Genomic DNA, 26309 nt, shown 5'->3' on the forward strand with positions numbered 1-26309 from the left:
CAGTCCTCGCTGAGCGAGGAGTTCAACCTGCTCATGGAGGGAGAGAAACGGCTTGTGCACACAATCGATGTTATGAGAATGGCGACGCAAACAACATCTGGCATAAAAAAGACCCCCCGCATTTGAGGAAGCCGAACGGCTCGAGCCTTGGGGGGGGCGCTGATACGGAAACTGTAACAGGTCCCACCGACGGCGCGGGAGTCTAGCTCCGCCTCCCGGGTAGGCTGGAGACCCTCATGGCTCACCTTCTCGGCGCGGAATCCCTTCACCTGGAGTACCCGACGCGCACCGTCTTCGACTCCGTCACGCTGGGCCTCGCCGAGGGCGACCGTGTCGGCGTCGTCGGGCGCAACGGCGACGGCAAGTCGACCCTGCTGCAGCTGCTCGCCGGGCGCATCGAGCCGGACTCCGGCCGGGTGACGCGACGGAGGGGCGTGACGGTCGGGATGCTCGACCAGCGCGACGAGCTGCCGTCGCAGCTGACCGTCGGGCATGCCATCGTCGGCGACCGCGACGAGCATCTCTGGGCGGGCGACCCACGCGTCCGCGACGTCCTCGCCGGACTGGTGTCCGACATCCGCTGGGAGGCGACGATCGGGGAGCTGTCCGGCGGCCAGCGCCGCCGCGTCGCGCTCGCGGCCCTGCTGGTGCACGACCACGACATCCTGTTCCTCGACGAGCCGACCAACCACCTCGATCTGGAGGGCGTCGCCTGGCTCGCCCAGCACCTGAAGGGACGCTGGTCGCCGGCCTCCGGCGCCCTGGTCGTCGTCACCCACGACCGGTGGTTCCTCGACGAGGTCTCCACGACGACGTGGGAGGTGCACGACGGCATCGTCGAGCCGTTCGAGGGCGGGTACGCCGCCTACGTCCTGCAGCGCGTGGAGCGCGACCGGATGTCCTCGCTCGCGGAGACGAAGCGGCAGAACCTGATGCGCAAGGAGCTGGCCTGGCTGCGCCGCGGCGCTCCGGCCCGCACCTCGAAGCCGAAGTTCCGGATGGACGCGGCGGCGACCCTGATCGCCGACGAGCCGCCGCCCCGCGACACCGTGGAGCTGACCACGCTGGCGACCTCCCGCCTCGGCAAGGACGTGGTTGACCTGATCGACGTGTCCGTCTCGTACCCGCCGAAGACCGTGCTGCGCGACGTGGAGTGGCGGATCGCCCCCGGCGAGCGCACCGGCATCCTCGGCGTGAACGGCGCGGGCAAGTCGACGCTGCTCGGGCTGGTCGCGGGAACGGTGAAGCCGGACTCGGGGACGGTGAAGCGCGGGAAGACCGTGCGGATCGCCACGCTCACGCAGCAGCTCGCCGAGCTCGACGACGTGCAGGACGAGCGGGTCTCCGCGGTCGTCGCGGGCAAGCGGACCACGTACCTCGCCGGCGGCAAGGAGGTCACGCCCGGGCAGCTGCTCGAGCGTCTCGGCTTCTCGAACGCCCAGCTCTCCACCCCGGTGAAGGACCTCTCGGGGGGTCAGAAACGCCGCCTCCAGCTGCTCCTCATCCTGCTCGACGAGCCGAACGTGCTCATCCTCGACGAGCCGACGAACGACCTCGACACCGACATGCTCGCCGCCATGGAGGATCTGCTCGACTCCTGGCCGGGGACGCTGCTGGTGGTCTCGCACGACCGGTACCTGCTGGAGCGTGTCACCGACCAGCAGTACGCCGTGCTGGACGGCCGCCTGCGGCACCTGCCCGGCGGGGTGGACGAGTACCTGCGGCTTCGGCGGGCGGAGAGCGCCGCAGGCCCGGCGCCCTCCGGCGCCGCAGGCACGGCAGCGGTCGCGGCCGGCTCCGCCACGACGCCGTCGGCCCCCGCGCTCTCCGGCGCAGCCCTGCGCGCCGCCGAGAAGGAGCTGTCCGCGCTCGACCGCCGGCTCGCCAAGGTGGGCGACCAGGTCGCCGCGAAGCACGAGCAACTGGCGCGTCACGATCAGAGCGACTACGTGGGTCTCGGCCGTCTCACCGAGGAGCTGCGCACGCTGGAGGGTGAGATCGCCGACCTCGAGACGCGCTGGCTGGAGCTGTCGGAGCAGCTGGAGGGCTGAGCACGCACGCGGAGGGTTCAACGTCCACTCCCCCGGACTGGGGACCGAACTCGGGTGGATGCTGTGCGATGATCCTGAGGATCGGTCGCGAAACCCGACCCGACGCGGCCGACGGGGACGGGAGCGGTACGTGACTGACCAGGTGCGGGCCGACGAGCGGCCCCTGTTCGGACGGGACCGCGCCCGCGAGACGATGCTTCTGGTCGCCCACCGTGCCCAGGAGCGCGGCGGCGCCGTGCTCGTCACCGGCGAGGCCGGGATGGGAAAGACCGCGCTGCTCGCCGACGTCGCAGAGCGGCTCGACGGCTGGACGGTGCTGCGGGTGCACGCCGACTCGTTCGAGTCCGACCTCGCCTACGCGACCGTCGAGACGCTCGTCCGCGGGCTGAACGCCCTCCGGTCGGGCACGAGGCGGGGCGCGGCCGGCGCCATCCGTCCCCCGTCGCCCGGCGACGACCCGCTGACGGTCGGACGCCTGCTGCTCGACGCGATCGACGCGATCGACGGGCCGGTGTGCCTCATCGTCGATGACGCCCAATGGGTCGACGAGCCGTCCGCGCGCGCCCTCCGCTTCCTGGTCCGGAGGCTCGCCGAGCAGTCGTTCCTGTTCACGGCGGCCACGCGGCCGCAGCAGAACAGCGTCTCCGGACTCTTCGACGACCTCGCGTCCACCACGACGAACCACGCCCGCATCGAGCTCACGCCGCTCACCGTCGGCGACACCCAGGAGCTCGCCAGGCACATCCTCGGACATCCGGTCTCGCGCCGAACGGCCACGCGCCTGACGGAGGCGACGCAGGGCTCGCCGCTGCTGCTCAGCGTCCTGCTCGGCCAGCTGCGCGACACGTTCGCCCAGGCCCTGCACCCGGCGGGATGGGACCTCCCGGCCACCGCGATCACCCCGCTGGCCACCGCGATCGCCGCCTCGCTGGACGGCGCCGATCCGTCGGTGCGCGCCGCGGCGGAGCTCATCGCGGTGCTGCGGGATCCGCTGCCGCTCCCGGTGGCCGGCACGATCGCCCAGCGCCTCGGGATGGATGTGGACGTCCACGGCGCCGTCGCCCGCGGCCTGGTCCTCGCGGAGACGCGCGACGGCGTCGTCCGGGTCGAACCGGCGCACGCCATCCTCGCCGACGCCCTCGCGGGCGAGCTGTCGCTCGAGAGGCGGGTCGCCATCCACCGCGTCGCCTCCGAGGTGCTGTCCGGTCACCGCGCGCTGCGGCACCGGGTCGAGGCCGCCGACCGGGCCGACCCGACCCTCGTCGCCGAGCTGCTGTCGGCCGCGCTCACCGTGTCCGACCTCGGACAGGCCGAGCAGGCCCTCAGCTACGCGCGCTCGGCGGTCGACCTCGCCGACGACGGCGATGCGGAGCGCGCGCTGCTCGAACTCGGGCTCATCGCCATGCGGTTCCGGATGCACGAGCGCATCCTCGACCTGCGCCCCGCCTTCGAGGCGACCCCTCCCTCGCCGACGCGCGACGCGGTCCTGCTCGAACTGCGCACGCTCTCCCGCGACCTGCCCGGCGCACTGGCCCTCGCACTCGAGTTCGAGCGACGCCCTGCGCGCACCCCGGACGAGCGGGCCCTGCGCTCCCACGCGGCGGAGGCGCTTCCGAAAGTCCTCATGGCGATGGGCGACTTCGCCGGGGTGATCGACCACCTCGACGCCGCGCGCGAGCACATCGCCGCGTCGCCCGCGCCCGTGGAGGTCGCCGACCCCGCCCTCCGCTGGCTGGCGGCTCCGCAGGACGACCTCACCCGGCTGCTCGGCTGGGCGATCAACTCGGCCGCCCACTCGCGGCGACCTGACCTGTTCGGCCCCCTCACCGCGGAGCTGGACGAGCTCCTCGTCGGGCACGAGTCGCCCGCGGCGGTGGATGCGCTGGTCAGCCGCTCCCGCGTCTTCATCCTGAGCGGCGACATCGGCCGGGCACGGGCCGACCTGGCCCGCGCGGCAGAACTGGTGCGGCGCTTCCCCTCCAGCTGGACGGCCGGATTCGCGCGAACCATGTACGCGCACATCCTGTTCCTCACCGGCGAATGGGAGGACTCCGTCACCCTCGCCGACACGGCCGTCGCACTCGCGCTCGACGAGACCGACCTGTCCTGCTGGCCGATCGCGCTGTGGACGTCCGCCCTGGTGCGCGCCGGTCGCGGAGAGGCGGAGGCGGTCGAGGAGCGCCTTCGCGCGGCCGCGCACGCCGACCCGCGCATCACCGGATCGTACGACGGCGACCTTCCGCACCTCGCGCGCGCCGAGCTCGGCCGCGCGCTGGGCCGCCCGCGGGACCAGCTGGCCGCCGTCGAGCAGGCGGAGGCGGCGGCTTCACGGGGCTCGACGCTCGGCTGGCTCAGCTACCGCGTCGACGCGCTCGCGGCCCTCGGCCGGCCGGAGGAGGCGCGCGAGGCGTACGAGCGCGCCGCCGCCTCCCCGATGTGGCGCCCGTACTACGGCTCGCTGCGCTGGCTGGAGGGGCGGGCGCTCGAGGCGGAGGGTCGCATCCCCGAGGCCGTCGAGGCCTACCGCGACGCCGTCGACGAGCCGGGAGCGGAGCTCTTCCCCTTCCCCCGCGCCGTCGCCGCGCTGGACGCCGGGCGTCTCGCCCTCGCGCAGCCCGGGGCGTCCCCCGCCGCCACCGAACGCGGGCGGGCGCAGCTGGAGGCCGCGGCCGAGACGTTCCGCCGGCTGGGCGCCGCGGGGTACCTGGCCCGCTGCGTCCGGCTGCTCGACGAGACCGCGGTGGCAACCTCGGCCGTCGACCCGCTCGCGACGCTCACCACGCGGGAGCGGCAGGTCGCCCACGCGCTCGCGGCCGGGATGACCAACAAGGAGATCGCGGAGCGCCTCTACGTCTCCGTCACGACCGTGAACTTCCACGTCCGCAACATCCTGTCGAAGCTCGGGCTGCGCTCCCGCCGCGACCTCCGGAGCCTGTCGCGGAGGAGACCCGTCAAGTCTTGACGGTTTCCCCGTCCGGGTAGCAACCGGCGGCCCGGCGCTGGCTACGCTGGAGACACCTGGGATGCCCGGCCCGGGACGTGGATACGCTTCTGATTTCCGAGCGGATCGTCTCAACCCGACGCGTGTCGTGGCCGGGCATCCTCGGGCATCGCCTGTGTCGGGCCGGCGTGGCTCCGCCTCCTGCCGGACCTCCGGTCGCCCGCGAAGGAGATCTGCCCCCGATCGCCTGGCAGTACGGGGGGCGACGATGCCCTCAGTCGCCCAGGATGCGCGCCCCGTGCACCGGACCCGTGGCCCGCACGGCCCGCACCCGCGCCGCGCTGAGCGCGATCTGCAGGTCGATGGCCGAATCGAGGTCGGCCGCCAGGAACGCGACGGTGGGGCCGGAGCCGGAGACGATCCCGGCGAGCGCGCCGTTCATCTCGCCCAGCTCGATCACGTCCGCGATCTCGGGCACGAGGTGGATGGCCGGAGCCTGCAGGTCGTTCGTCAGCGCCTCGGCCAGCATGGCCGGGTCGCCGGCGCGAAGCGCCTGCAGCACCGACGACTCGACGGTCGGCGACACCTGCGCCGGCGCGATGTCGGCGGCGTGACGCTCGCGGTGCCGGTCGAGCTCGCTGTAGACGCGCGGGGTGCTCAGCTCCCCCTCCGGAAGGGCCAGCACCCAGTGGAACTGCCCGGTGGCGAGCGCCGGGCTCAGCCGGTCGCCGCGGCCGGTGCCGATGGCCGTTCCGCCCACCAGCGCGAAGGGCACGTCGGCGCCGAGCGTCGCGGCGAGCGTCAGCAGCTCCTCGCGCCCGAGCTCTGTGCCCCAGAGGGCGTCGCACGCGACCAGGGTGGCGGCGGCGTCGGCCGAGCCTCCGCCCATCCCCCCGGCGATGGGGACGTGCTTGTCGATCTCCAGCCGGACCCCGCTCGCGTAGCCGGTCCGCGTGGCGAGCAGCCGAGCGGCCTTGATGGCCAGATTCGACTCGTCGCGCGGGAGGCCGCTCGTGTCGACGCTGCCCCCGAAGCTCACCGAGAAGTCGTCGGCGTGATACGCCCGCACATCCTCATAGAGCGAGACGGCCTGGTAGGCGGTCGCGACGTCGTGGTAGCCGTCCTCCATGACCGCACCGACGCGCATGAACACGTTGATCTTGCCCGGGGCGCGAACATGCACGCCGTCGACGTCCCACGCGTCCACCATGCCTCCAACCTACACACCCGAGGACCGTCAGGCTGGGCGCCGCCTGGGCGCATGTCCGCACGGATCAGTGGGTGCGATGCACGAGCCTCCGGGCCGGCCGGGGCGTCGCCGTCACGCCGGGCTGGCCGCCGCGAGGCGCGCGAAGTCGGCCAGCGCGAGCTGCTCACCGCGCAACGACGGGGAGATCCCGGCCGCCTGCAGGGCCGCCTCCGCGGACGGCGGGTCGCCGTAGACGGGGGCGAGGGCCTGGCGCAGCGTCTTGCGGCGCTGCTGGAATGCTGCGTCGACGAGGGCGAAGGTGCGGAGCCGGAGCTGCTCGTCGCCGGGCGCGTCGTCGCGGCGCTCGAAGGCGACGAGGACCGAGTCGACGTTCGGCACCGGCCAGAAGATCTGGCGGCTGACCGACCCCGCCGTGCGCCAGGTGCCGTACCAGGCGGCCTTCACGCTCGGGGCGCCGTAGACCTTGGAGCCGGGCTGCGCAGCGATCCGGTGGCCGACCTCGGCCTGGACCATCACGACACCCGAGCGGAGGCTCGGGAAGTGCTCCAGGAAGTGCAGGAGCACCGGGACGGAGACGTTGTACGGGAGGTTCGCGACCAGGCGGACGGGATCGACCGGCAGTTCGGTGATGGCGAGGGCGTCGCGGTGGACGACGGTGAGGTGCTCGGCGGCGTCCGGGGCCAGCTGCGCCACCGTGACGGGGAGCTGCGCGGCGAGACGGCCGTCGATCTCCACCGCGACCACGCGGGCGCCGGCCTCCAGCAGGCCGAGCGTCAGCGATCCGAGGCCGGGGCCGATCTCGACGACGCTGTCCCCCGCCTGCACCTCGGCGACGCGGACGATCCGCCGGACCGTATTGGCGTCGATCACGAAGTTCTGGCCCAGCTTCTTCGTCGGAGTGACGTCGAGCAGCTCCGCCAGGTCGCGGATCTCGGCCGGGCCGAGCAGCCGGAGCTCACTCACGCGATGATCCCGATCGGCCGGGTCGGCGGCGGCCCGACGGGCTCACTGTCCCAGCGGCCGTAGACCAGTTCGGTGTTGGAGTTGATCTGCGCGGCCAGGGTCGACGCGTCGGTCCCCATCACCTCGGCCATCGCGCGGAGCGTGTACGGGATGAGGTACGGCGCGTTCGGGCGGCCTCGGAAGGGCGTCGGCGTGAGGAACGGGGCGTCCGTCTCCACCATCACCAGGTGGCGCGGCGCGACCTCGAGCGCCGCGCGCAGGCCCGGCGCGTTCTTGAACGTGACGGTGCCCGCGAAGGACATGTACCAGCCGTTCTCGGCGCAGATGCGGGCCAGCTCCACGTCGCCCGAGAAGCAGTGGAACACCGTGCGCTCGGGGGCGCCGACACGCTTCAGGGTGGCGACGACGGCGGCGTGCGCGTCTCGGTCGTGGATCTGCAGCGCGATGTCGTTCTGCTTGGCGATCTCGATGTGCGCCTCGAACGAGCGGAACTGGGCGTCGCGTCGCGGGCCTTCTTCCGTGCGGAAGAAGTCGAGGCCGGTCTCGCCAACAGCACGCACCCGCGGCCGGCCCGCGAGCTCGGCGATCACGGCGAGCGCGTCGTCCAGCTCGCCACGCTCGTCGTAGTCCGGCGCGTCGTTCGGGTGCAGCGCGACGGCGGCGAGCATCCGCGGCTCCACGGCAGCCGTCTCCGCCGACCAGCGGGAGGTCTCGACGTCGTTGCCCACCTGCACGACGCCGCGCACGCCGACGCTCGACGCGCGGTCGAGCTGCTCGCGGTAGTCGAGCGGCTCCGCGCCGTCGGCCATCTCGAGGTGCGTGTGGTTGTCGTAGACGGGAACGGTGAGCGCCTCGGGCAGCGGAGGATAGCTGAGGTCGCGGCCGTCGGTGACGTGCCGCTGCCGGACGAACGACGGGTCCGTCATACCGCGGCGCCCGCCTCCGCGTCGATCCGCGGGAACAGCGCCTCGAGTCCGTTGACCTCCGTGCCCGCGGGCAGCTGCCCCCACTCGCCCGCGCTGCGGAGCGGCTGCGCTGTGAGCGCGCCCAGCTCGCCGGAGACGCCGAGCGCCTCCCACAGCTTGGCGGTGGCCGCCGGGATCACCGGAGAGAGCAGTACCGCGAGGGACCGCAGCCCTTCGGCCGCCGTGTACAGCACGGTGCCGAGCAGCTCGCGCTGGGCGTCGTCCTTCGCCAGCGCCCACGGCTCCTGCTCGGTGATGTACCCGTTCAGCTCGTCGACGATCCGCCAGATCGCCGTCAGGGCGTCGTGGATCGCCAGGCGCGAGATGGCCGCGTCGGCGTCGGCCGCCGCCGTGCGGACGACCTCCTGCACGTGCAGGTCGACATCGCGGTACGGGCCGGCCGGCGGCACGATGCCCTCGAAGTAGCGCGTCACCATCGCGACGACACGCGACGCCAGGTTGCCGAACCCGTTGGCGAGCTCGGCCTGGTACCGTGCCGCGAGGTCCTCCCAGCTGAACGAGCCGTCCTGCCCGAAGTTGATGGCGCGCATGAAGTAGTAGCGGAACGCGTCGGACCCGAAGGTGTCGGTGATCTGCGTCGGCGCGATGCCCGTCAGCTTGGACTTGGACATCTTCTCGCCGCCCACGAGCAGCCAGCCGTGACCGAACACGCGCTTCGGCACCTCGAGGCCCGCGGCCATCAGCATGGCGGGCCAGATGACCGCGTGGAAGCGCAGGATGTCTTTGCCGACCAGGTGGTTCGCCGGCCAGCGGCGGGCGAACTCCTCGTCGTCCTGCCCGTAGCCGACGGCGGTGATGTAGTTGAGCAGCGCGTCGAACCACACGTACACGACGTGCGACTCGTCCCACGGCACTTTGATGCCCCAGTCGAAGCTCGACCGCGAGATGGACAGGTCGCTCAGGCCCTGCCGCACGAAGCTGACCACCTCGTTGCGGGCCGACTCGGGCTGGACGAAGTCGGGGCGCTCCTCGTAGAGCGCCAGCAGACGGTCGGCGAACTGGCTCATGCGGAAGAAGTAGTTCTTCTCCTGCAGCAGCTCCAGCGGCTTCGAGTGGATGGCGCAGACCTTCTGGCCCTCGTACTCCCCCGTGCCGTCGACGATCTCGCTCTGCGGCTTGAACTCCTCGCAGCCCACGCAGTAGAGCGCCTCGTACTCGCCGGCGTAGATGTAGCCGTCGTCGTAGAGCTTCTGCAGGAACTTCTGGACGTTGACCTCGTGCCGCTCGTCGGTGGTGCGGATGAAGTCGTCGTTGGCGATGTCGACGGTGTCGAGCAGCGGCAGCCACTCCTCGGTCACCAGCTTGTCGGCCCACTGCTTCGGCGTCGTGCCGTTGGCGGTCGCGGTCCGCAGGATCTTCTGGCCGTGCTCGTCGGTGCCGGTGAGCAGCCAGGTGTCGTCGCCGGCCTGGCGGTGCCAGCGGGCGAGCACGTCGGCCGCGACCTCCGTGTAGGCATGCCCGATGTGCGGGACATCATTCACGTAGAAGATCGGCGTGGTGATGTAGAAGGAAGAGCCGTCGGACATGGTGACTATCCTACGGGCGCGGACGCGCGCGATTCCGTCTGTTACTCCGCCTGTGGAGAACGGGTTGCACCGTGGAGAACGGGTTGCACCGTGGAGAACGGGTTGCGCGTGGAGGGGCGTCCTCAGCCGCGCCGCTCGAGCGCCGCCTGGTAGAGGTCGCGCTTGCCGAGCCCGGTGGCCTCGGCGACCTCGGCGGCCGCATCCTTCAGCCGGCTGCCCGCCGCGACCAGCGCGAGCACCTGCTGCACCGCCGTCTCCGGGTCCGCCGCCCGCGCGGGCGCGCCGGCAACGACCACGACGATCTCGCCGCGCACCCCCTCGGCGGCCCACGCCGCCAGCTCGGCCGCGGTGCCGCGGCGCACCTCCTCGTAGAGCTTCGTCAGCTCACGGCAGACGACGACGCGGCGGTCGGCGCCGAGCGCGGTCGCGATGTCGGTCAGGGATGCGGCGAGCCGGTTCGGCGACTCGAAGAACACCATGGTGCGGGGCTCGGCGGCGACGGCTCGCAGCGTCGACAGCCGCTCCCCCTGCTTGCGCGGGAGGAAGCCCTCGAAGGTGAAGCGGTCGGTCGGCAGGCCGGACACGGCGAGCGCCGTCAGCACGGCGGACGGCCCGGGCAGCGCCGTCACGCCGACGCCCGCCGCCGCTGCCGCCTCCACGAGGTGGAAGCCGGGATCGGACACCGTCGGCATCCCGGCGTCGGAGAGCAGCACGACGTCCTGGTCGCGGGCCAGCTCCACCAGTTCGGCCGCGCGCTCGCGCTCGTTGTGGTCGTGCAGGGCGATCAGCCTCGGGCGGTTCTCGACGCCGAGACCGGCCAGCAGGCGCTGCGCGACCCGGGTGTCCTCCGCCGCGACGACCGTCGCCGCCGACAGCACCTCGATCAGCCGCCGGGACGCGTCGCCGAGATTACCGATCGGGGTCGCGGCCAGGATGATCATGCCGTCTAGTCTGTCAGTCGGAAGGCGACGCGGAGCCCGCCGCCCTAGCATGGCCTGGTGACCTCTGCTCCTCCGACCGATCTCCCGGCCGCGCACGTCGCCGCGGTCCCCGTCGGCACACGTCTGGACGACTGGTGGGCGCGCGTCCTCGGCACCCCCGGCCGCCTGCGGCTGTGGATGTGGGGCGCACCCGTCGCCGTGACCCTGCTCGCGGCCGTGCTGCGGCTCTGGAACCTCGGCCAGCCGCACGCGCTCGTGTTCGACGAGACCTTCTACGTGAAGGACTCCTGGACCATCTGGAACCTCGGCTACGAGGGCAGCTGGCCCGACAAGGCCGACGCCCGGTTCGCCGCCGGGGAGACGCAGATCTTCGACGCGGACCCGTCGTTCGTCGCGCATCCTCCGCTCGGCAAGTGGCTGATCGCGCTCGGGATGGCCGCCACCGGTCCCGCGAACTCGTTCGGCTGGCGGGTCTCCACCGCGATCGTCGGGACGATCGCGGTCCTGCTCGTCTTCCTCATCGCGCGGACGCTGTTCCGCTCGACGATGCTGGCCACGATCGCCGGGTTCCTGTTCGCGATCGACGGCCACGCCATCGTGATGAGCCGCGTCGCGCTGCTCGACAACTTCGTGATGTTCTTCGCGCTGCTGGCGTTCTGCTGCATCCTGCTCGACCGGCGCTGGGCCGCCGACCGTCTCGCCGCGAAGGTGGCGGCCGCGCGCTCGTCCGGCGGCGACCCGGCGTGGGGGCCCGTGCTGTGGTGGCGGCCGTGGCTGATCGCCGCGGGCATCCTGTGCGGGCTGTGCGCCGGGGTCAAGTGGACGGGCTTCTACTTCCTCGCCTTCTTCGCCGTGTACACGGTGGTGGTGGATGCGGTGGCCCGCCGCCGCGAGAAGCTGCCGTTCTACGCGAGCGGCGCGCTTCTCAAGCAGGCGCCGGCGACCTTCGTCCTCATGGTCCCGCTCGCGTTCGTCGCCTACGTCGCGACCTGGACCGGCTGGATCCTGTCGAAGGACGGCTACTACCGCCACTGGGCGGAGGCCGCGCACGCGCAGTGGACGGGCGCGTTCGCCTGGGTGCCGCTCTGGGCGCAGAACCTCTGGTACTACCAGACGCAGATGTACAACTACAGCATCAACCTGCACACGCCGCACCCGTACCAGTCGAACCCGTTGACGTGGACGCTGATGCTGCGGCCGACCAGCATGTACTACGTCGGGACGACGAAGGGCAAGGACGGCTGCGCGTGGGACTCCTGCTCCGCCGCGATCACCTCGCTCGGCAACCCGCTGATCTGGTGGGCGGGAACGGCGGCGATCCTGTTCCTGCTGTACTGGCTCGTCCGCACCCGCGACTGGCGCATCGGGCTCATCCTCACGGGGCTCGCGGCGGGATACCTGCCGTGGTGGCTGTACATGGGTCGCACCATCTTCACGTTCTATTCGATCGCCTTCGAGCCGTACCTGATCCTCGCGCTCACGGCCGCCATCGCCATCGTGCTCGGCCGGCGGACCGATCCGGAGCCGCGACGGCGGCGCGGCATCCTGTGGACCGGCGTCTTCCTGGCCGCGTGCGCCGTGGTGAGCGCGTTCTTCTGGCCGATCTGGACGGGGCAGCAGGTGCCGTTCTGGTTCTGGCAGATCCACATGTGGCTGCCCAGCTGGGTGTAGTCCGCGGGGGTCGCGGATGCACTGTCCCGTGTCGGGGGCCGGTGGTAGACCGAGGGGTATGACCGATGCGGAGCAGCCCCTCGACCTCGTCCCCCTTCCCGGAAGCGAACGGCCGGAGCGCCCGGGCTTCCACGCGCACGGGGGGCTCGCGCCCGACACCCGCGTGGATGCGACGCTCGTGCTGCGCCGCCGCGCCGAGCTCCCCGAGAGCGCCTTCGCCGAGCCGCTCAGCCGGGACGAGCTCGCGGAGCGCTACGGAGCCTCGCCCGACGACGTCGAGCTGGTGCGCCGCACCCTGGAGGGCCTCGGCGTGAGCATCGACGAGGTGGATGCGGGCGCACGGCGCATCCGCGTCTCCGGTCCTGTGCAGACCGTCGCCCGCGTGTTCGGCACCGACCTGGCGCAGTCGAGCGCGGAGGGCGCCGGCGAAGGCGCCGCGGTGTACCGGCAGCGGACGGGCGGCCTCAGCATCCCGGCGGCGCTCGCCGGGGTCGTGACCGCCGTCCTCGGGCTGGACGACCGGCCGCAGGCGCGCGCGCAGTACCGCTACGTGCCCGCCGCGGCGGTCAACACCAGCTACACGCCCCCGCAGCTCGGGACGGTCTACTCCTTCCCCGATGGCACCGACGGCAGCGGTCAGACCATCGCGATCATCGAGCTGGGCGGCGGCTACGTGCAGAAGGACCTCGACACCTACTTCGCCGGACTCGGCATCCCGACCCCGAGCGTCCGCGCGGTGGGGGTCGACGGCGGCTCGAACGCGCCGGACGGCAACCCGAACGGCGCAGACGGCGAGGTCATGCTCGACATCGAGGTGGCGGGGGCGCTGGCCCCGAAGGCGGAGATCGTCGTCTACTTCGCGCCCAACACGGACGCGGGGTTCCTGGACGCGGTGACGACCGCCGCGCACGCGGAGCCGACGCCCGCTGCGATCAGCATCAGCTGGGGGCAGTCGGAGGACGGTTGGACCGCCCAGGCCCGCACGGCGTTCGACCAGGCGCTGCAGGACGCCGCAGCACTCGGCGTGACGACCACGGCCGCGGCGGGCGACGACGGGAGCAGCGACCGCGTCGGTGACGGCCGGCCGCACGTCGACTTCCCCGCCTCCTCGCCGCACGCGCTGGCCTGCGGGGGAACGCGGCTCGAAGCGGACGTCTCGACCGGCACGGTGCGCTCGGAGGTCGTCTGGAACAACGGCACCGGCGGAGGCGCCACCGGAGGAGGCGTGAGCGCCGTCTTCCCGCTGCCGTCCTGGCAGGCGGGCGTCGGGGTGCCGTCCGGTGCGGACGGAACGGACGCGGGCGGCACCAGGAACGGCGCGGGCGGACGCGGCGTGCCGGACGTCTCCGCGGTCGCCGATCCGCAGACGGGCTACCGCATCCGCGTCGACGGCCAGGACACCGTGATCGGCGGCACGAGCGCGGTGGCCCCGCTGTGGGCCGCGCTGGTCGCGCGACTCGCGCAGTCCACCGGCACGCCGCTCGGTCTCCTCCAGCCGCGGCTGTACGACGCGGTGCCGGCCGGGCAGGTCGCGGACGGCTTCCGCGACATCACGACCGGCGACAACGGCGCCTACCGGGCGACGGCGGGGTGGGACGCGTGCACCGGCCTCGGCGTCCCGGACGGCGCGCGGCTGCTGACATCGCTCTAGGGAACCGCCCGCGTCCGTCGGACGAACGGCCGCAGATCTCCGACGGACCGCGGCGCGGACGGAGTCCTCGCGGTACGGAGGTCGAATGCCCGACAGCGGGATGCCGACAGAATGGGTCGGTGAGCACTCCGTCGCCGACCGCCCGAACGCTGCCCTGGCTCCCCGGTGTCGTGGCGTGCGCCGTGGCTGCGGCCGTCGCGTGGGGCGTGCACTGGCTGGTCCCCGTCGTCCCGTGGCTGACGGCGGCCGTTGTGCTCGGGATCGTGGTCGGTCAGCTCCCGGTCGCACGGCCGGCCGTCGCCGGACGCCTGGCCCCCGGTCTGTCCCTGAGCGCCAAACGGCTGATGCGCATCGGCGTCGTCCTGCTCGGACTGAAGCTCAGCCTCGGTGACATCGCCGGGCTCGGCTGGGTCGCCATCCTGACCACCGTCGGCGTCGTGCTGCTCAGTTTCGCCGGAACCTTCTGGATCGGTCGGCTGATGCGCCTCCCCGGTCACCAGCCGCTGCTGATCGCCACCGGCTTCTCCATCTGCGGCGCGTCCGCCATCGGCGCCATGAGCGGGGTCGTGAAGCCCAAGGACGAGGAGGCCGCCACCCCCGTCGCCCTGGTGACCCTGTGCGGAACGCTCGCCATCTTCGTCCTTCCGCTCTTCTGGCATCCGCTCGGATTGGATGCGCGGCAGTTCGGCCACTGGGTGGGCGCCGGCGTCCACGACGTCGGACAGGTCGTCGCGACCGCGCAGCTGGCGGGTGCACGAGCGCTCGCCGTTGCGGTCGTGGTCAAGCTCACCCGCGTGCTGATGCTCGCCCCGGTCGTGGCGGTCGCCGCGGTCGTGGAGCGTCGCCGCCACGTCGCGGGCGACCCGGGCGTGAAGCGCCCGCCCATCGTTCCGCTGTTCGTCGCCGGGTTCCTGCTGGCCGTTCTCGTGCGCACGTTCGTGCCGCTCCCGTCCCTCGTGACGGATGGCGCGGACACCCTCCAGACCGTGCTGCTCGCCATGGCGCTGTTCGGCCTGGGGACGGCGGTGCGCCTCCGCACCCTGGTCGGCACCGGCTGGCGCGCGCTCGTCACGGGCCTGGTGTCCTGGCTGCTGATCGCCCTGCTGGCGCTCGCCGCCGTCTGGGTGTCGGCCGTCGCCTGACGCGGTCAGTCGACCAGCTTCAGCCCGATGACGCAGCCGACCAGGCCGACGATGAGCAGCGCCTTCACGAGCGAGAAGCCGTCTCCGCCGAACGCCATGGCGTACAGCACCGTGAGGGCGGCGCCGATGCCGACCCACACCGCGTAAGCGGTGCCCGTCGAGATCTCGCGCATCGCGAAGGCCAGCCCGGCCATGGATGCGACGAGGGCGACGACGAAGACGACGGTCGGCCAGAGCCGGGTGAGCCCGGCGGACCGGCCGAGGGCGGTGGCCCAGACGGCTTCGAGCACGCCGGAGACGATGAGGACGATCCAGGACACGGTGCGACTCCTTGGCCAGTCTTGTCGCTCACCGGGTACTGAACCGTCGTCCGGGGCCCCGCATCGGACCTGGCCCCAGGGTAGCGAACCGGGTTGCCGCGTGTTACGTCGGCCGCCGCGGGCCGTCGGCGGCGTCGGGTAGCGTGACCCCCATGGCAGATCGCGAATACGGTTTCCGCACGCGGGCGATCCACGCGGGCAACATCCCCGATCCCGTGACGGGAGCGCGCGCGCTGCCGATCTATCAGACCAGCGCGTTCGTGTTCGACGACACGGCGGATGCCGCGGCCCGCTTCGCCCTGCAGAAGTACGGCAACATCTACTCGCGCCTCGCGAACCCGACCGTCGCCTCGTTCGAGGAGCGCGTCGCCAGCCTCGAGGGCGGCCTCGGCGCGGTGGCGACGGCCTCCGGCCTCAGCGCGCAGTACATCACGTTCGCGTCCCTCGTCGGCGCGGGCGACCACATCGTCGCCTCGGCGAACCTGTACGGCGGATCGATCACCCAGCTGGATGTGACCCTGCGGCGCTTCGGCGTCGAGACCACCTTCGTGCAGAGCGCGGACCCGGCCGACTACGCCGCCGCGATCACCGACCGCACGAAGCTGGTGTTCGCCGAGACGATCGCGAACCCGTCCGGCGAGATCGCCGACATCGAAGGGCTGGCGGAGGTCGCGCACGCGGCGGGCATCCCCCTCGCCATCGACTCCACGATCGCGACCCCGTACCTCAACCGGCCGTTCGAGTGGGGCGCCGACATCGTCATCCACTCGGCCACCAAGTTCCTCGGCGGGCACGGCACGACCCTCGGCGGCGTCGTGGTCGAGAGCGGCCGCTTCGACTGGCACTCCTCGAAGTTCCCGCTGTTCGGCGAGCCCGTCCCCTCGTACGGCGGCCTGCAGTGGTCGGGCAACTTCGGCGAGTACGCGTTCCTCACCCGGCTGCGCGCCGAGCAGCTGCGCGACATCGGCCCGGTGCTCGCCCCGCACTCGGCCTTCCTGCTGGCGCAGGGCGTCGAGACGCTGCCCTATCGCATCCAGGCGCACGTCGACAATGCGCGAGCGGTGGCCGAGTGGCTGGATGCCGACCCGCGCATCGAGAAGGTGTTCTGGGCCGGACTGCCCGGGCACCCGCACCACGACCGTGCGCTCAAGTACCTGCCGAAGGGCCCGGGAAGCGTGTTCAGCTTCGTGGTGAAGGGCGGCCGCGAGGTCGGCCAGAGGTTCATCGAGTCGGTGAATCTCGCCAGCCACCTCGCCAACATCGGCGACGCGAAGACGCTGGTGATCCATCCCGCCTCGACGACCCACGCGCAGCTCACCGAGCAGCAGCTGCTCGACGCCGGCGTGCTGCCGGGCGTCGTGCGCATCAGCGTCGGGATCGAAGACGTCGACGACATCATCTACGATCTCGATCAGGCGCTCACGATCGCCGTCGAGGAGGCGAACGCAGCATGACCACTCCCACCACGGAAGCCACCACGGAAGCCACCACTGAGGTCCAGCTCGCGAACGGACTGAGCTGCGCCCTGCCGTCGGACTCCCCCCTCGCGAAGCTCCTGAAGTCGCAGCGCACCTGGGCCGGACCGGACGCCAAGGAGCGCCTGAAGATCCTGCGCGGGGCGAAGTCCGTCGCGATCGTCGGCGCGTCCCCCAACCCGGCCCGGTCGTCCTCCTTCGTCGGCACCTACCTGCAGCAGTCGAGCGACTACCGGCTGTACTTCGTCAACCCGAACGCGGACACCATCCTGGGCGAGAAGGCCTACCCCGACCTCGCGTCGCTGCCCGAGGTGCCGGACATCGTGGATGTGTTCCGCAAGCCCGCCGACATCCCGGCCGTCATCGACGAGGCGCTCGCCATCGGCGCGCCGACCGTGTGGGTGCAGCTGGGCATCTGGAACCAGGAGGCCGCCGAGTACGGCGAGTCGAAGGGCCTGACGGTCGTGATGGACCGCTGCATGAAGATCGAGCACGCCCGCTTCCACGGCGGTCTGCACCTGCTCGGCTTCGACACCGGCCAGATCACCGCGCGCAAGACGCTCCGCTGACGTCCCTCCGCTGACGTCCCCGCGCGGTCAGGCGCGCGCGACGATGTGGAAGACGTGCCAGTGCTTCGGGCCCTCGAAGGACATCCCGCGACGGTCGTCCTCCACCAGCTGCAGCACGTCCATCCCGGCGAGCATGCCCTCCACCTGGCCGCGCTCATGGAAGCTCATCCCGGGCCGGCCGGCCCATTCGTCGTGCGGGCCGAACAGCTCGCCGGCGAACAGGCCGCCGGGCCGCAGCGCCTCGCGGATGTCGGCCCACAAGTATGGGAAGTGCGACTCGTCGCAGAACGGCAGCGCGAAGCCCGCGTAGACGAGATCCGCGGGAGGCAGCTCGCCCAGCGTCTCGAATGACGCGCGCCGCACGTCGACACGCTCGGACGCGTCCGGCGACAGGCCGGCGCGCACCCGCTCCTCCACGCCGGGGTCGGCGTCCACCGCCAGCACACGCCACCCGTGCTCGGCGAGGTGCCTGGTCTCGACGCCGTCGCCGCAGCCGAGATCGACCGCATCGCCCGGCTCCCCGTCCCAGGCGGAGAGGGCGCTCTGGAAGGTCGGCCGCACGCCGCGCCCGCCCTGCTTCTCATAGAACTGCGACCAGTCGAACGCCATGTCGCCGAGCCTACGCGGACCACGCGACCGCCGGGTGGGCCACGCGGCGCTGTCTTTCGAGCCGGGAGATGCCCACCTAGCTTGTCAGGCAGGCGTCCACCGGAGCACTCTCGCAGCTCCGGGTGGGGGGCGAACGCCGGAAGGAAGTTCTCATGCGTCACCGGAATCCCACCATCCGGCGAGCGGTCGTGGCGACCGTCGCCATCCTCGGGCTGATCGTCACCGGAGTCGGCGTCGGCCTCCCCGCCCAGCAGGCGGAGGCGACGACGGCGGGAACGCCGGGCACCCCGCAGCCGCCGACCGCCCTGTTCACCGAGGACTTCTCCGGCCAGAACGCGGCATCGACCGCGATCAACATCACGGCGTACCAGGGCACCCCGGGCAGCAGCTACGTTCCCGGCGTCTCCGGCGCGAACGCGGAGACCTACTACGCGGACCCCCGCTGGGCCGACGGGCAGTACTGCAACGGCTACATCGTCAACGGGTCGACGACGACCGCGCCGCCCGGGTGGAACCCGGGATGCCCGATCTCGGGGGTGCAGATCCTCGCGAACGCGATGGGCCAGTTCCAGGGGTACTCCACAGCGGCGGCCGCCCAGAACCAGGCGGTGACGGCCTACACGGCCAACGGCACCGTCCCGGGCATCCAGCTGCGGACGAGCACGGCCATACCGGCGATCCCCGGCCACTTCTACCAGACGACGGCGATCGTCGCGGCGACCAACTGCACCGCGAACAGCGCGGGGAACCCCTCGGAGACCCTCTCGCTCTACGTCAACGGCGTGAAGAACGTGCTGGCGACGCAGCTCGACCCGTGCCATTATCCCGGCGCGGTCCAGTACGGCTCGGGACCGTTCGGGCCCACGATGGTCGCCGGTCTCGTCTCCGCGGCGATCAAGGTGCCGAGCACCGGGACGCCGACCGTCGGCATGCAGCTCGAGAACCAGAGCGCGGTCGTGGCCGGGAACGACGGCGCGTTCGACCTCCCCCAGATCCTGGATGTGACCCCGCAGCTCGACAAGGCGTTCAGCCCGTCGACGATCGCGTCGGGCCAGACGTCGACGCTGACCTACACGATCACGAACACCTCCGAGCTGGCGGCGAAGAACGGCTGGGGGTTCCACGACGACCTGCCGTCCGGGGTGACGGCCACCGGGGTGAACGCGACGACATGCGCGAGCGGCGCGGTCACGGCTGCGCAGGGGTCCGCCTCGGTCGTCGTGAACGGCACCCTGAACCAGGGACAGAACGCCTGCACCGTGACCGTGCAGGTGACCGCCACCGTGCCGGGCACCTACACCAACGGCCCGGCCAACTTCCCCGACGGGACCGCCGGCCTCGACGGTCTCAACCCGCCGGCCGACACTCCCCTGACCGTGACGCCGCCCGCCTCCCTCATCGTGAGCAAGGCGTCGTCGACGACGGCGATCACCCGGGTCGGTCAAGTGGTCACGTACAAGTTCGTCGTGACGAACCGCTCGCAGGTGACGCTGCACGACATCGCGGTCGTCGACACCCAGACGCCGCCCGCATCGCAGGCCGCCCTCTCCGCGATCCTGTGCGAGACGCAGACGCTCGCACCCCAGGCCTCGACGACCTGCACCGCGCGCTACACCGTCTCCCAGGCCGACCTCGACAACGGGTCGGTGCGCGACACGGCGACGGCCAGCGGCCTCGATCCGGCGGGCGCGACCGTCACCGCGCCTCCGGCGACGCTCACGATCACCAGCGCCCGCCCCGCGATCTCGGTGGTCAAGTCGACCACGGCCACCCTGGCGAGCTCCGTCGGCCAGCAGATCCCCTACGTCTTCCGCGTCACGAACACCGGGAACGTCACGCTGTTCGGGGTGTCCGTCACCGACACGCCGACGCCGCCGGCATCCCCGGCGAACATGTCGGCGATCACCTGCCCGAACCCGGCGCTGGCTCCGGGCGAGTCGCAGTCCTGCACCGGCACGTACACGGCGACCCTGGCGGACCTCCAGAACGGCACGCTCGCGGACTCGGCGACGGCCTCCGGCGCACCCGAGGGCGGGGCCGCCGTGACCTCCGAGCCGTCCGACCTCTCCATCCCGACCCAGCTGCCGGGCTCGCTGACCATCCGCAAAGCGACGACGACGGCCGCCGTGACGTCGATCGGGCAGGTCATCCCGTACACGTTCCTGGTGACCAACAACTCCACGGTGGTGGTCGACAACATCGTGGTGACCGACACCGTCGAGGCCCCGTCCCTGCCGGGCAACCTGACCGCGCCGACGTGCCCGGCGACGACGCTCGCTCCCGGGGCGTCGACCACCTGCACCGCGTCGTACCGGGTCACCTCCGCCGATGTGAACGCCGGCGTCGTCGCCGACCACGCCCGGGCGTCGGGGACCGACCCCGGCGGCAACCCGGTCCTGTCGTCCCCCTCGCGCGTCGAGCTCTTCTCCCCGATCTCCGCCCTGACGATCGTGAAGTCGACGACGGCGACCTCGGTGTCCGCCGTCGGCCAGCAGGTGCCGTATTCGTTCGTCGTGACGAACACCGGGAACCAGGTGCTCACGAACGTGGCGGTCGCGGACACGCAGGTGCTGCCCGGATCGCAGGCGAACATGTCGGCGATCTCCTGCCCGCAGACCACCCTGAACCCCGCAGCATCCATGACCTGCACGGGCTCCTACCAGGTGACGGCGGCGGATCTCGGCAACGGCTCGGTGAACGACTTCGCGACCGCATCCGGGCGGAATCCGGCGGGGACGACCGTCACCTCCCCGCAATCGGCGGCGTCCGTCAACGCGACTCCAGCAGCGCTGACGATGGTGAAGGCCTCATCGACCAACTCCTTCAGCTCGGTCGGGCAGCCGGTGCGCTACACGTTCACCGTCACGAACAACTCGTCCACGACCTATCGGAACATCGCCATCCAGGACACCCAGGTCGCCCCGGCGACCCAGGGCCGGCTGTCGGTGATCGCCTGCGACCGGACCACCCTCTCGCCGGGCCAGATCGCCGTCTGCTCGGCCACCTACTCGGTGACCGCGGCCGACATCACGAACGGATGGCTCAGCGACTTCGCGACAGCGACCGGGGTCGACGTGGCGAACAACACCTACACGACCGCGCGGTCGAGCACGATCATCCCGGCCATCCAATCGCCCGCCATCACGGTCACCAAGTCGTCCGCCGTCACGCGCGTCACGGCCGTCGGACAGGAGGTGCCGTACGTCTTCACCGTGCGGAACACCGGCAACGTCGACGTCACGGACGTGACCGTCGCCGACACCCAGACGCCGCCGGCCGTGCAGGCGAACATGAGCCAGGTGGCCTGTCCGCCGGCACCTCTCGCACCGGGTCGGACCGTCGACTGCACCGGCACATACACGGTCACCCAGGCCGACCTCGACCATGGCGTGGTCGCCGACTCCGCGACCGCGACGGCCATCGGGCCGACGGGCGAACCGGTGGAGGCGCCTCCCTCGCGGCTGCGGATCACGACGAATCCGGCGCTGACGATCGCGAAGTCGTCGACGACGACGCTGATCACCGACATCGGCCAGCAGGTGCCGTACGAGTTCGTGGTCACGAACATCCGGACGACGCCGGTCTCGAACGTGCGCGTGGACGACACCCCTGCGTTCCCGTCCAGCCCGGCCGGGATGTCCGCGATCGTCTGCGACGACGAGACCCTCGCGCCCGGCGCCTCCACGACCTGCCGCGGCACCTACACCGTGACCGCCGCCGACATCGCGAACGGCACCGTGGACGACTCGGCCGTGGCCGAGGGCACGGATGCGAACGGTCTGCCGCTTCCGCCCTCCGAGCCGTCCGATCTCGGCATCCCGACGCAGCAGTCGCCCGCGCTGACGGTCACCAAGACCTCCGGCGTCTCGGTCATCACGTCGGTCGGCCAGACCGTGACGTACCAGTTCCTGGTCGTCAACACCGGGAACGTCCGCATCGACGGCGTCGACATCGAGGACACGCAGCTCCCGCCCGCCCAGCAGTCCGGCCTCTCGCCGGTGGCCTGCCCGTATCCCTCGCTCGAGCCGGGCCGGTCGCAGGTGTGCACGGCCACGTACACGGTCACCCAGGCCGACGTGACCAACGGCGCCGTGGCCGACACGGCGACCGCGACCGGGACGTCGCCGGCCGGCGTCGCCGTCCGCTCGACGCCGGATGCACTCAGCATCCCCGCACCCTCCACGCCGCCGGCGATCTCCATCGTGAAGTCGTCGTCGTCGCCGGGAGTCGGCGCCCTGAACGAGCAGGTGCCCTACAGCTTCGAGGTGACCAACAACTCCGCGACCACGCTGACCGAGGTACGCGTCGTCGACACCCAGACTCCGCCCGCCTCCCAGGCGAATCTGTCGGCGGTGTCGTGCCCGTCCACGACCCTCGCCGCCGGAGCGTCGATGACCTGCACGGCGACGTACACGACCACCCAGCCCGACTTCGACCACGGCCGCATCGACGACTCGGCCGTGGCGACCGGACGCGATCCGGGCGGCACGGTGGTGCAGTCGCCGGCGTCGGCGTACGTCGTGCTGGTCGACCCCGTCGACAACAGCCTGACGATCGACAAGCGCTCCAGCACCACTTCGATCACCCAGATCGGCCAGCAGGTGCCCTACGAGTTCGTCGTCACCAACACCGGCGGCCAGACCCTCACCGGGCTCTCGGTGACGGATGTGGTGGCCGCACCATCGGCGCAGTCCAACCTCACCGCGGTGAGCTGCCCCTCGGCGCCGCTCGCTCCCCAGGCGAGCGCGACCTGCACGGCCACCTACACGACCACCGAGGCGGACCTGAACAACGGGGCCGTGGCCGACACGGCGACCGCCCACGCCGTCAGCCCGACCGGGGCACGGGTCGACTCGGCCGACGACAGCCTGAGCCTGCCGGCGGTCGCCTCCCCCGCTCTCACGGTGGCGAAGTCGACGACGACGACGGCGGCGACCCGCGTCGGCCAGCAGATCCCGTACACGTTCACGGTGTCGAACGTCGGCAACGTGACCCTGGCGGACGTGGCGGTCGCCGACACCGTCGCGCCGCCGTCTCTCCCGGGCGGTCTGAGCGCGGTGACGTGCCCGGCGACCACGCTGCCGGCCGGCGGTTCCGTCACCTGCACCGCGACCTACACGGTCAGCCAGGCCGACATCGACGCCGGGACGGTGAACGACACCGCGACGGCGTCCGGCACGCCTCCGGCCACGCCGGCCGACCCGGACCCGGCACCGAGCACCTCGGGGCCGTCGAGCAGCACCGTTCCGGTGCTGTACCAGGCGGAGCTGACCATCCTGAAGTCGAGCACCTCCACCGAGGTGGTGCGCAGCGGGGAGAGCATCCCGTACACCTTCGTCGTGACGAACAGCGGCAACCTCGCCGTCTCCGGCCTCGAGGTGACCGACACCGTCTCCGCTCCGTCGGACCCGGCGAACCTCAGCGCCGTGGTCTGCCCGGTCACCACTCTCGCCCCCGGGGCGTCCACCACCTGCACCGCGACCTACCTGACGACCCAGGCGGATGTGGACAGCGGCGGAGTGCACGACTCCGCCGTCGCGTCGGGACAGCCCGCACCGAGTCCCGGCGACCCCACCCCCGGGCGCATCGCGTCGGAACCGTCGACGGTGACCCTGACGGTCGCCTCCGACCCGGCACTCACCGTGGTGAAGTCCTCCCCGCAGTCGGCGACGCCGCCGACGGCCGCCGGTGATCAGATCGAATACTCGTTCCTGGTCGAGAATACCGGCAACGAGACCCTCATGGATGTGAGCGTCGACGATCAGCAGGTCGCCCCGGCCGAACAGGCGGACCTGTCCCCGGTCCTCTGCCCGCCCGGCCCGCTCGCACCGGGCGCCCAGATCACCTGCACGGCGACCTATACGGTCACCCAGGCGGACGTCGACAACGGGTCGGTCACCGACCGCGCCACCGCATCCGGCCTGCCGCCGGCCACACCGAGCGACCCCACCCCGCCGCGCACCAGCTCGCCGGAGAGCACGCTCACCGTGTCCGTGCCTCCTTCGGCGTCCCTCACGGTCGCCAAGTCGTCGACCACGACCTCGGTGGATCAGGTGGGCGACGAGGTGCCCTATACCTTCGTCGTGACGAACACGGGCAACGTCACGCTGACCGGTATCACCGTGGACGACCAGGTCACCGCGCCCTCCGACCCGGCGAACCTCTCCGCAATCGACTGCCCGCAGACCACCCTCGCGCCGGCCGCGACCGTGACCTGCACGGCCACCTACACCGTCACCCAGGCCGACCTGGACAACGGAACCGTCACCGACAGCGCGACCGCCTCCGGCGTCCCGCCCGCGACACCGGGCGACCCGAACCCGCCGGCCGTCACGTCGCCCCCGTCCGACGCCACTGTCTCGGTCGACCAGTCGGCGGGGATCACCGTCGTCAAACGCTCCACCGCCCCCGCCGTCGGGGAGGCGGGACAGCAGGTGCCCTACGAGTTCGTGGTCACCAACACCGGCACTATCACCCTGACCGCGATCACCGTGGACGACCAGGTCACCGCGCCCTCCGACCCGGCGAACCTCTCCGCAATCAGCTGCCCGGGGACCACGCTCGCGCCGGCCGCCACCATGACCTGCACGGCCACCTACACCGTCAGCCAGGCGGACATCGACAACGGAACGGTCAGCGACACCGCCGCCGCCACCGGCACCCCGCCCGCCACCCCGGCCGAGCCCAACCCGCCGACGATCGAATCCCCGCACTCGACGGTCACCATCACCGCCGACACCGAGCCCGCCCTGACCGTCACCAAGTCCTCGCCGCAATCCGCCACGCCCCCGACCGCGGTCGGCGGCGTCATCGACTACGACTTCCTCGTCGTGAACACCGGGAACGTGACGCTCAGCGACATCCAGGTCGCCGACCTCCAGGATGCGCCCGCCACCCAGGGCAACCTCTCGCCGGTCATCTGCCCGCCGGGACCGCTCGCTCCCGGAGCGCAGGTCACCTGCACCGCCGCCTACACCCTCACCCAGGCAGATGTCGACGCCGGGACCGTCGGCGACCGCGCCACCGCATCCGGCCTGCCGCCGGCCACACCGAGCGACCCCAACCCACCGCGCACGACCTCCCCGGAGAGCACGCTCACGGTGTCCGTGCCTCCCTCGGCCTCCCTCACGGTGGCCAAATCGTCCACGACGACCTCGCTGGACCAGGTGGGCCAGCAGGTGCCCTACGAGTTCCTCGTAACCAACACCGGCAACGTCACCCTGACCGACATCACCGTGGACGACCAGGTCACCGCACCCTCCGACCCGGCGAACCTCTCCGCCGTCACCTGCCCGCAGACCACCCTCGCGCCCCAGGCGACCACGACCTGCACGGCCACCTACACCGTCACCCAGGCCGACCTGGACAACGGAACGGTCACCGATACCGCCACCGCGCACGGCATCCGGCCCGCGACGCCCGGCGACCCCACCCCGCCGCCCGTGGACTCCCCCACGTCCGGCCTCACCATCTCCGTCGACCGGGCGCCGGCGCTCAGCATCCTCAAGTCCACCGAGACCACCGAGATCACGCGGGCGGGGCAGGAGGTCGTCTTCACCTTCCTGGTGACGAACACCGGAAACGTCGACCTCGAGGGCGTCACCGTCGACGATCGGCTCGCCGCTCCATCCAGCCCTGCCGGTCTCAGCCCGATCAGCTGCCCGCAGACCGCACTGGCACCGGCCGAAGCGATCACCTGCACCGCGACGTACACCGTCAGCCAGGCGGATATGGACGCCGGCTCGGTCGCGGACACCGCCACGGCGTCCGGGACGCCGCCGGCGACACCGGGCGACCCCACCCCGACGGCGATCTCGTCGGAGCCGTCGACGGTCACCGTCGCCGAGCAGACGCAACCCGGTCTGAGCATCGCGAAGACGTCCGACACCCGCGCCGCGACCGCGGAGGGCCAGCAGATCCCGTACGCCTTCGTGGTCACGAACACCGGGAACGTCACGATGACCGACATCGTCGTCACCGACACCGTGGCTGCTCCCTCCACCCCGTCCGGCCTCTCCGCGGTCTCCTGCCCGTCCGACACCCTCGCGCCGGGAGAGCGGATGACCTGCACCGCCACGTACACGGTCAGTGCCGCGGACCTCATGCTCGGGAGCTCGATCAGCGACACCGCAACGGTGGCCGGCACGGCGCCGGGCGGGGCACGGATCGGCTCGGCGCCCTCCACCCTCGCCCTGCCCGTCCAGCCGATCGCGCACCTCCCGATCGTGACCGGGTGAGCGGATGCGACCGAGCG

The 26309-nt window shown here is 71.9% G+C and carries 15 protein-coding genes and 1 riboswitch; of the genes, 8 read left to right on the forward strand and 7 right to left on the reverse strand.

Annotated features, from left to right (window positions below; all coding sequences use genetic code 11):
- Positions 1 to 236: 236 nt before the first annotated feature.
- Together BJ963_RS08130 and BJ963_RS08135 are read left to right on the forward strand one after the other, a co-directional pair.
- Positions 237 to 2051 (forward strand): ABC-F family ATP-binding cassette domain-containing protein, encoded by a 1815-nt coding sequence (locus BJ963_RS08130; RefSeq protein ID WP_179455816.1) that lies wholly within the window; start codon positions 237 to 239, stop codon positions 2049 to 2051.
- Positions 2052 to 2181: 130 nt separating this feature from the next.
- Positions 2182 to 5013, forward strand: coding sequence for an AAA family ATPase (locus tag BJ963_RS08135; protein ID WP_179455818.1), 2832 nt, complete (start codon positions 2182 to 2184; stop codon positions 5011 to 5013).
- A gap of 253 nt (positions 5014 to 5266) precedes the next feature.
- On the opposite strand, the gene BJ963_RS08140 is transcribed toward BJ963_RS08135, so the two are convergent.
- The 5 genes from BJ963_RS08140 to rsmI all read right to left on the reverse strand — a co-directional run bounded on the left by BJ963_RS08140 (position 5267) and on the right by rsmI (position 10618).
- The gene (locus tag BJ963_RS08140) at positions 5267 to 6202 is read right to left on the reverse strand and encodes a 4-(cytidine 5'-diphospho)-2-C-methyl-D-erythritol kinase (RefSeq protein WP_089909361.1); all 936 of its coding nucleotides are present in this window, start codon (positions 6200 to 6202) and stop codon (positions 5267 to 5269) included.
- A gap of 111 nt (positions 6203 to 6313) precedes the next feature.
- Complete coding sequence (gene rsmA, locus BJ963_RS08145; protein ID WP_179455820.1) at positions 6314 to 7165, reverse strand: 16S rRNA (adenine(1518)-N(6)/adenine(1519)-N(6))-dimethyltransferase RsmA; 852 nt, start codon at positions 7163 to 7165, stop codon at positions 6314 to 6316.
- Positions 7162 to 8091 carry a TatD family hydrolase gene (locus BJ963_RS08150; RefSeq protein ID WP_089909355.1) on the reverse strand — a complete coding sequence of 310 codons (930 nt, stop codon included), beginning with the start codon at positions 8089 to 8091 and terminating at the stop codon, positions 7162 to 7164. Before BJ963_RS08150 ends, rsmA begins: the two co-directional genes overlap by 4 nt.
- On the reverse strand, positions 8088 to 9677 hold the full coding sequence (metG, locus tag BJ963_RS08155; protein WP_179455822.1) for a methionine--tRNA ligase: 1590 nt from the start codon (positions 9675 to 9677) through the stop codon (positions 8088 to 8090). The genes BJ963_RS08150 and metG overlap by 4 nt, the downstream gene beginning before the upstream one ends.
- Before the next feature lie 122 nt (positions 9678 to 9799).
- The gene (gene rsmI / locus BJ963_RS08160) at positions 9800 to 10618 is read right to left on the reverse strand and encodes a 16S rRNA (cytidine(1402)-2'-O)-methyltransferase (protein ID WP_179455824.1); all 819 of its coding nucleotides are present in this window, start codon (positions 10616 to 10618) and stop codon (positions 9800 to 9802) included.
- 57 nt (positions 10619 to 10675) lie between these two features.
- Here rsmI and BJ963_RS08165 point away from each other — a divergent pair, with 57 nt between their 5' ends.
- The 3 genes from BJ963_RS08165 to BJ963_RS08175 all read left to right on the forward strand — a co-directional run bounded on the left by BJ963_RS08165 (position 10676) and on the right by BJ963_RS08175 (position 15082).
- The gene (locus BJ963_RS08165) at positions 10676 to 12289 is read left to right on the forward strand and encodes a phospholipid carrier-dependent glycosyltransferase (RefSeq protein WP_179455827.1); all 1614 of its coding nucleotides are present in this window, start codon (positions 10676 to 10678) and stop codon (positions 12287 to 12289) included.
- 58 nt (positions 12290 to 12347) lie between these two features.
- Positions 12348 to 13940, forward strand: a complete 1593-nt coding sequence (locus BJ963_RS08170) for a S53 family peptidase (RefSeq protein ID WP_179455829.1) — start codon at positions 12348 to 12350, stop codon at positions 13938 to 13940.
- A 119-nt stretch (positions 13941 to 14059) separates the two neighbouring features.
- Positions 14060 to 15082, forward strand: coding sequence for a putative sulfate exporter family transporter (locus tag BJ963_RS08175; RefSeq protein WP_179455831.1), 1023 nt, complete (start codon positions 14060 to 14062; stop codon positions 15080 to 15082).
- 5 nt (positions 15083 to 15087) lie between these two features.
- Here BJ963_RS08175 and BJ963_RS08180 read toward each other — a convergent pair whose 3' ends face one another.
- Positions 15088 to 15402: an SMR family transporter gene (locus BJ963_RS08180; protein WP_179455832.1), complete on the reverse strand. Its 315-nt coding sequence runs from the start codon at positions 15400 to 15402 to the stop codon at positions 15088 to 15090.
- A 10-nt stretch (positions 15403 to 15412) separates the two neighbouring features.
- Positions 15413 to 15477: riboswitch (guanidine-III (ykkC-III) riboswitch) on the reverse strand.
- A 77-nt stretch (positions 15478 to 15554) separates the two neighbouring features.
- On the opposite strand from BJ963_RS08180, the gene BJ963_RS08185 reads away from it, so the two are divergent.
- Together BJ963_RS08185 and BJ963_RS08190 are read left to right on the forward strand one after the other, a co-directional pair.
- Positions 15555 to 16856, forward strand: a complete 1302-nt coding sequence (locus BJ963_RS08185) for an O-acetylhomoserine aminocarboxypropyltransferase/cysteine synthase family protein (RefSeq protein WP_179455834.1) — start codon at positions 15555 to 15557, stop codon at positions 16854 to 16856.
- Positions 16853 to 17446 (forward strand): CoA-binding protein, encoded by a 594-nt coding sequence (locus tag BJ963_RS08190; RefSeq protein ID WP_179455836.1) that lies wholly within the window; start codon positions 16853 to 16855, stop codon positions 17444 to 17446. Before BJ963_RS08185 ends, BJ963_RS08190 begins: the two co-directional genes overlap by 4 nt.
- A 27-nt stretch (positions 17447 to 17473) precedes the next feature.
- On the opposite strand, the gene BJ963_RS08195 is transcribed toward BJ963_RS08190, so the two are convergent.
- The gene (locus tag BJ963_RS08195; protein ID WP_179455838.1) at positions 17474 to 18055 is read right to left on the reverse strand and encodes a class I SAM-dependent methyltransferase; all 582 of its coding nucleotides are present in this window, start codon (positions 18053 to 18055) and stop codon (positions 17474 to 17476) included.
- A gap of 152 nt (positions 18056 to 18207) precedes the next feature.
- Here BJ963_RS08195 and BJ963_RS08200 point away from each other — a divergent pair, with 152 nt between their 5' ends.
- Positions 18208 to 26292 (forward strand): DUF7507 domain-containing protein, encoded by an 8085-nt coding sequence (locus tag BJ963_RS08200; protein ID WP_179455840.1) that lies wholly within the window; start codon positions 18208 to 18210, stop codon positions 26290 to 26292.
- Positions 26293 to 26309: the final 17 nt, after the last annotated feature.

Source organism: Leifsonia soli, from assembly GCF_013408745.1.
Classification (GTDB): Bacteria; Actinomycetota; Actinomycetes; order Actinomycetales; family Microbacteriaceae; genus Leifsonia; species Leifsonia soli.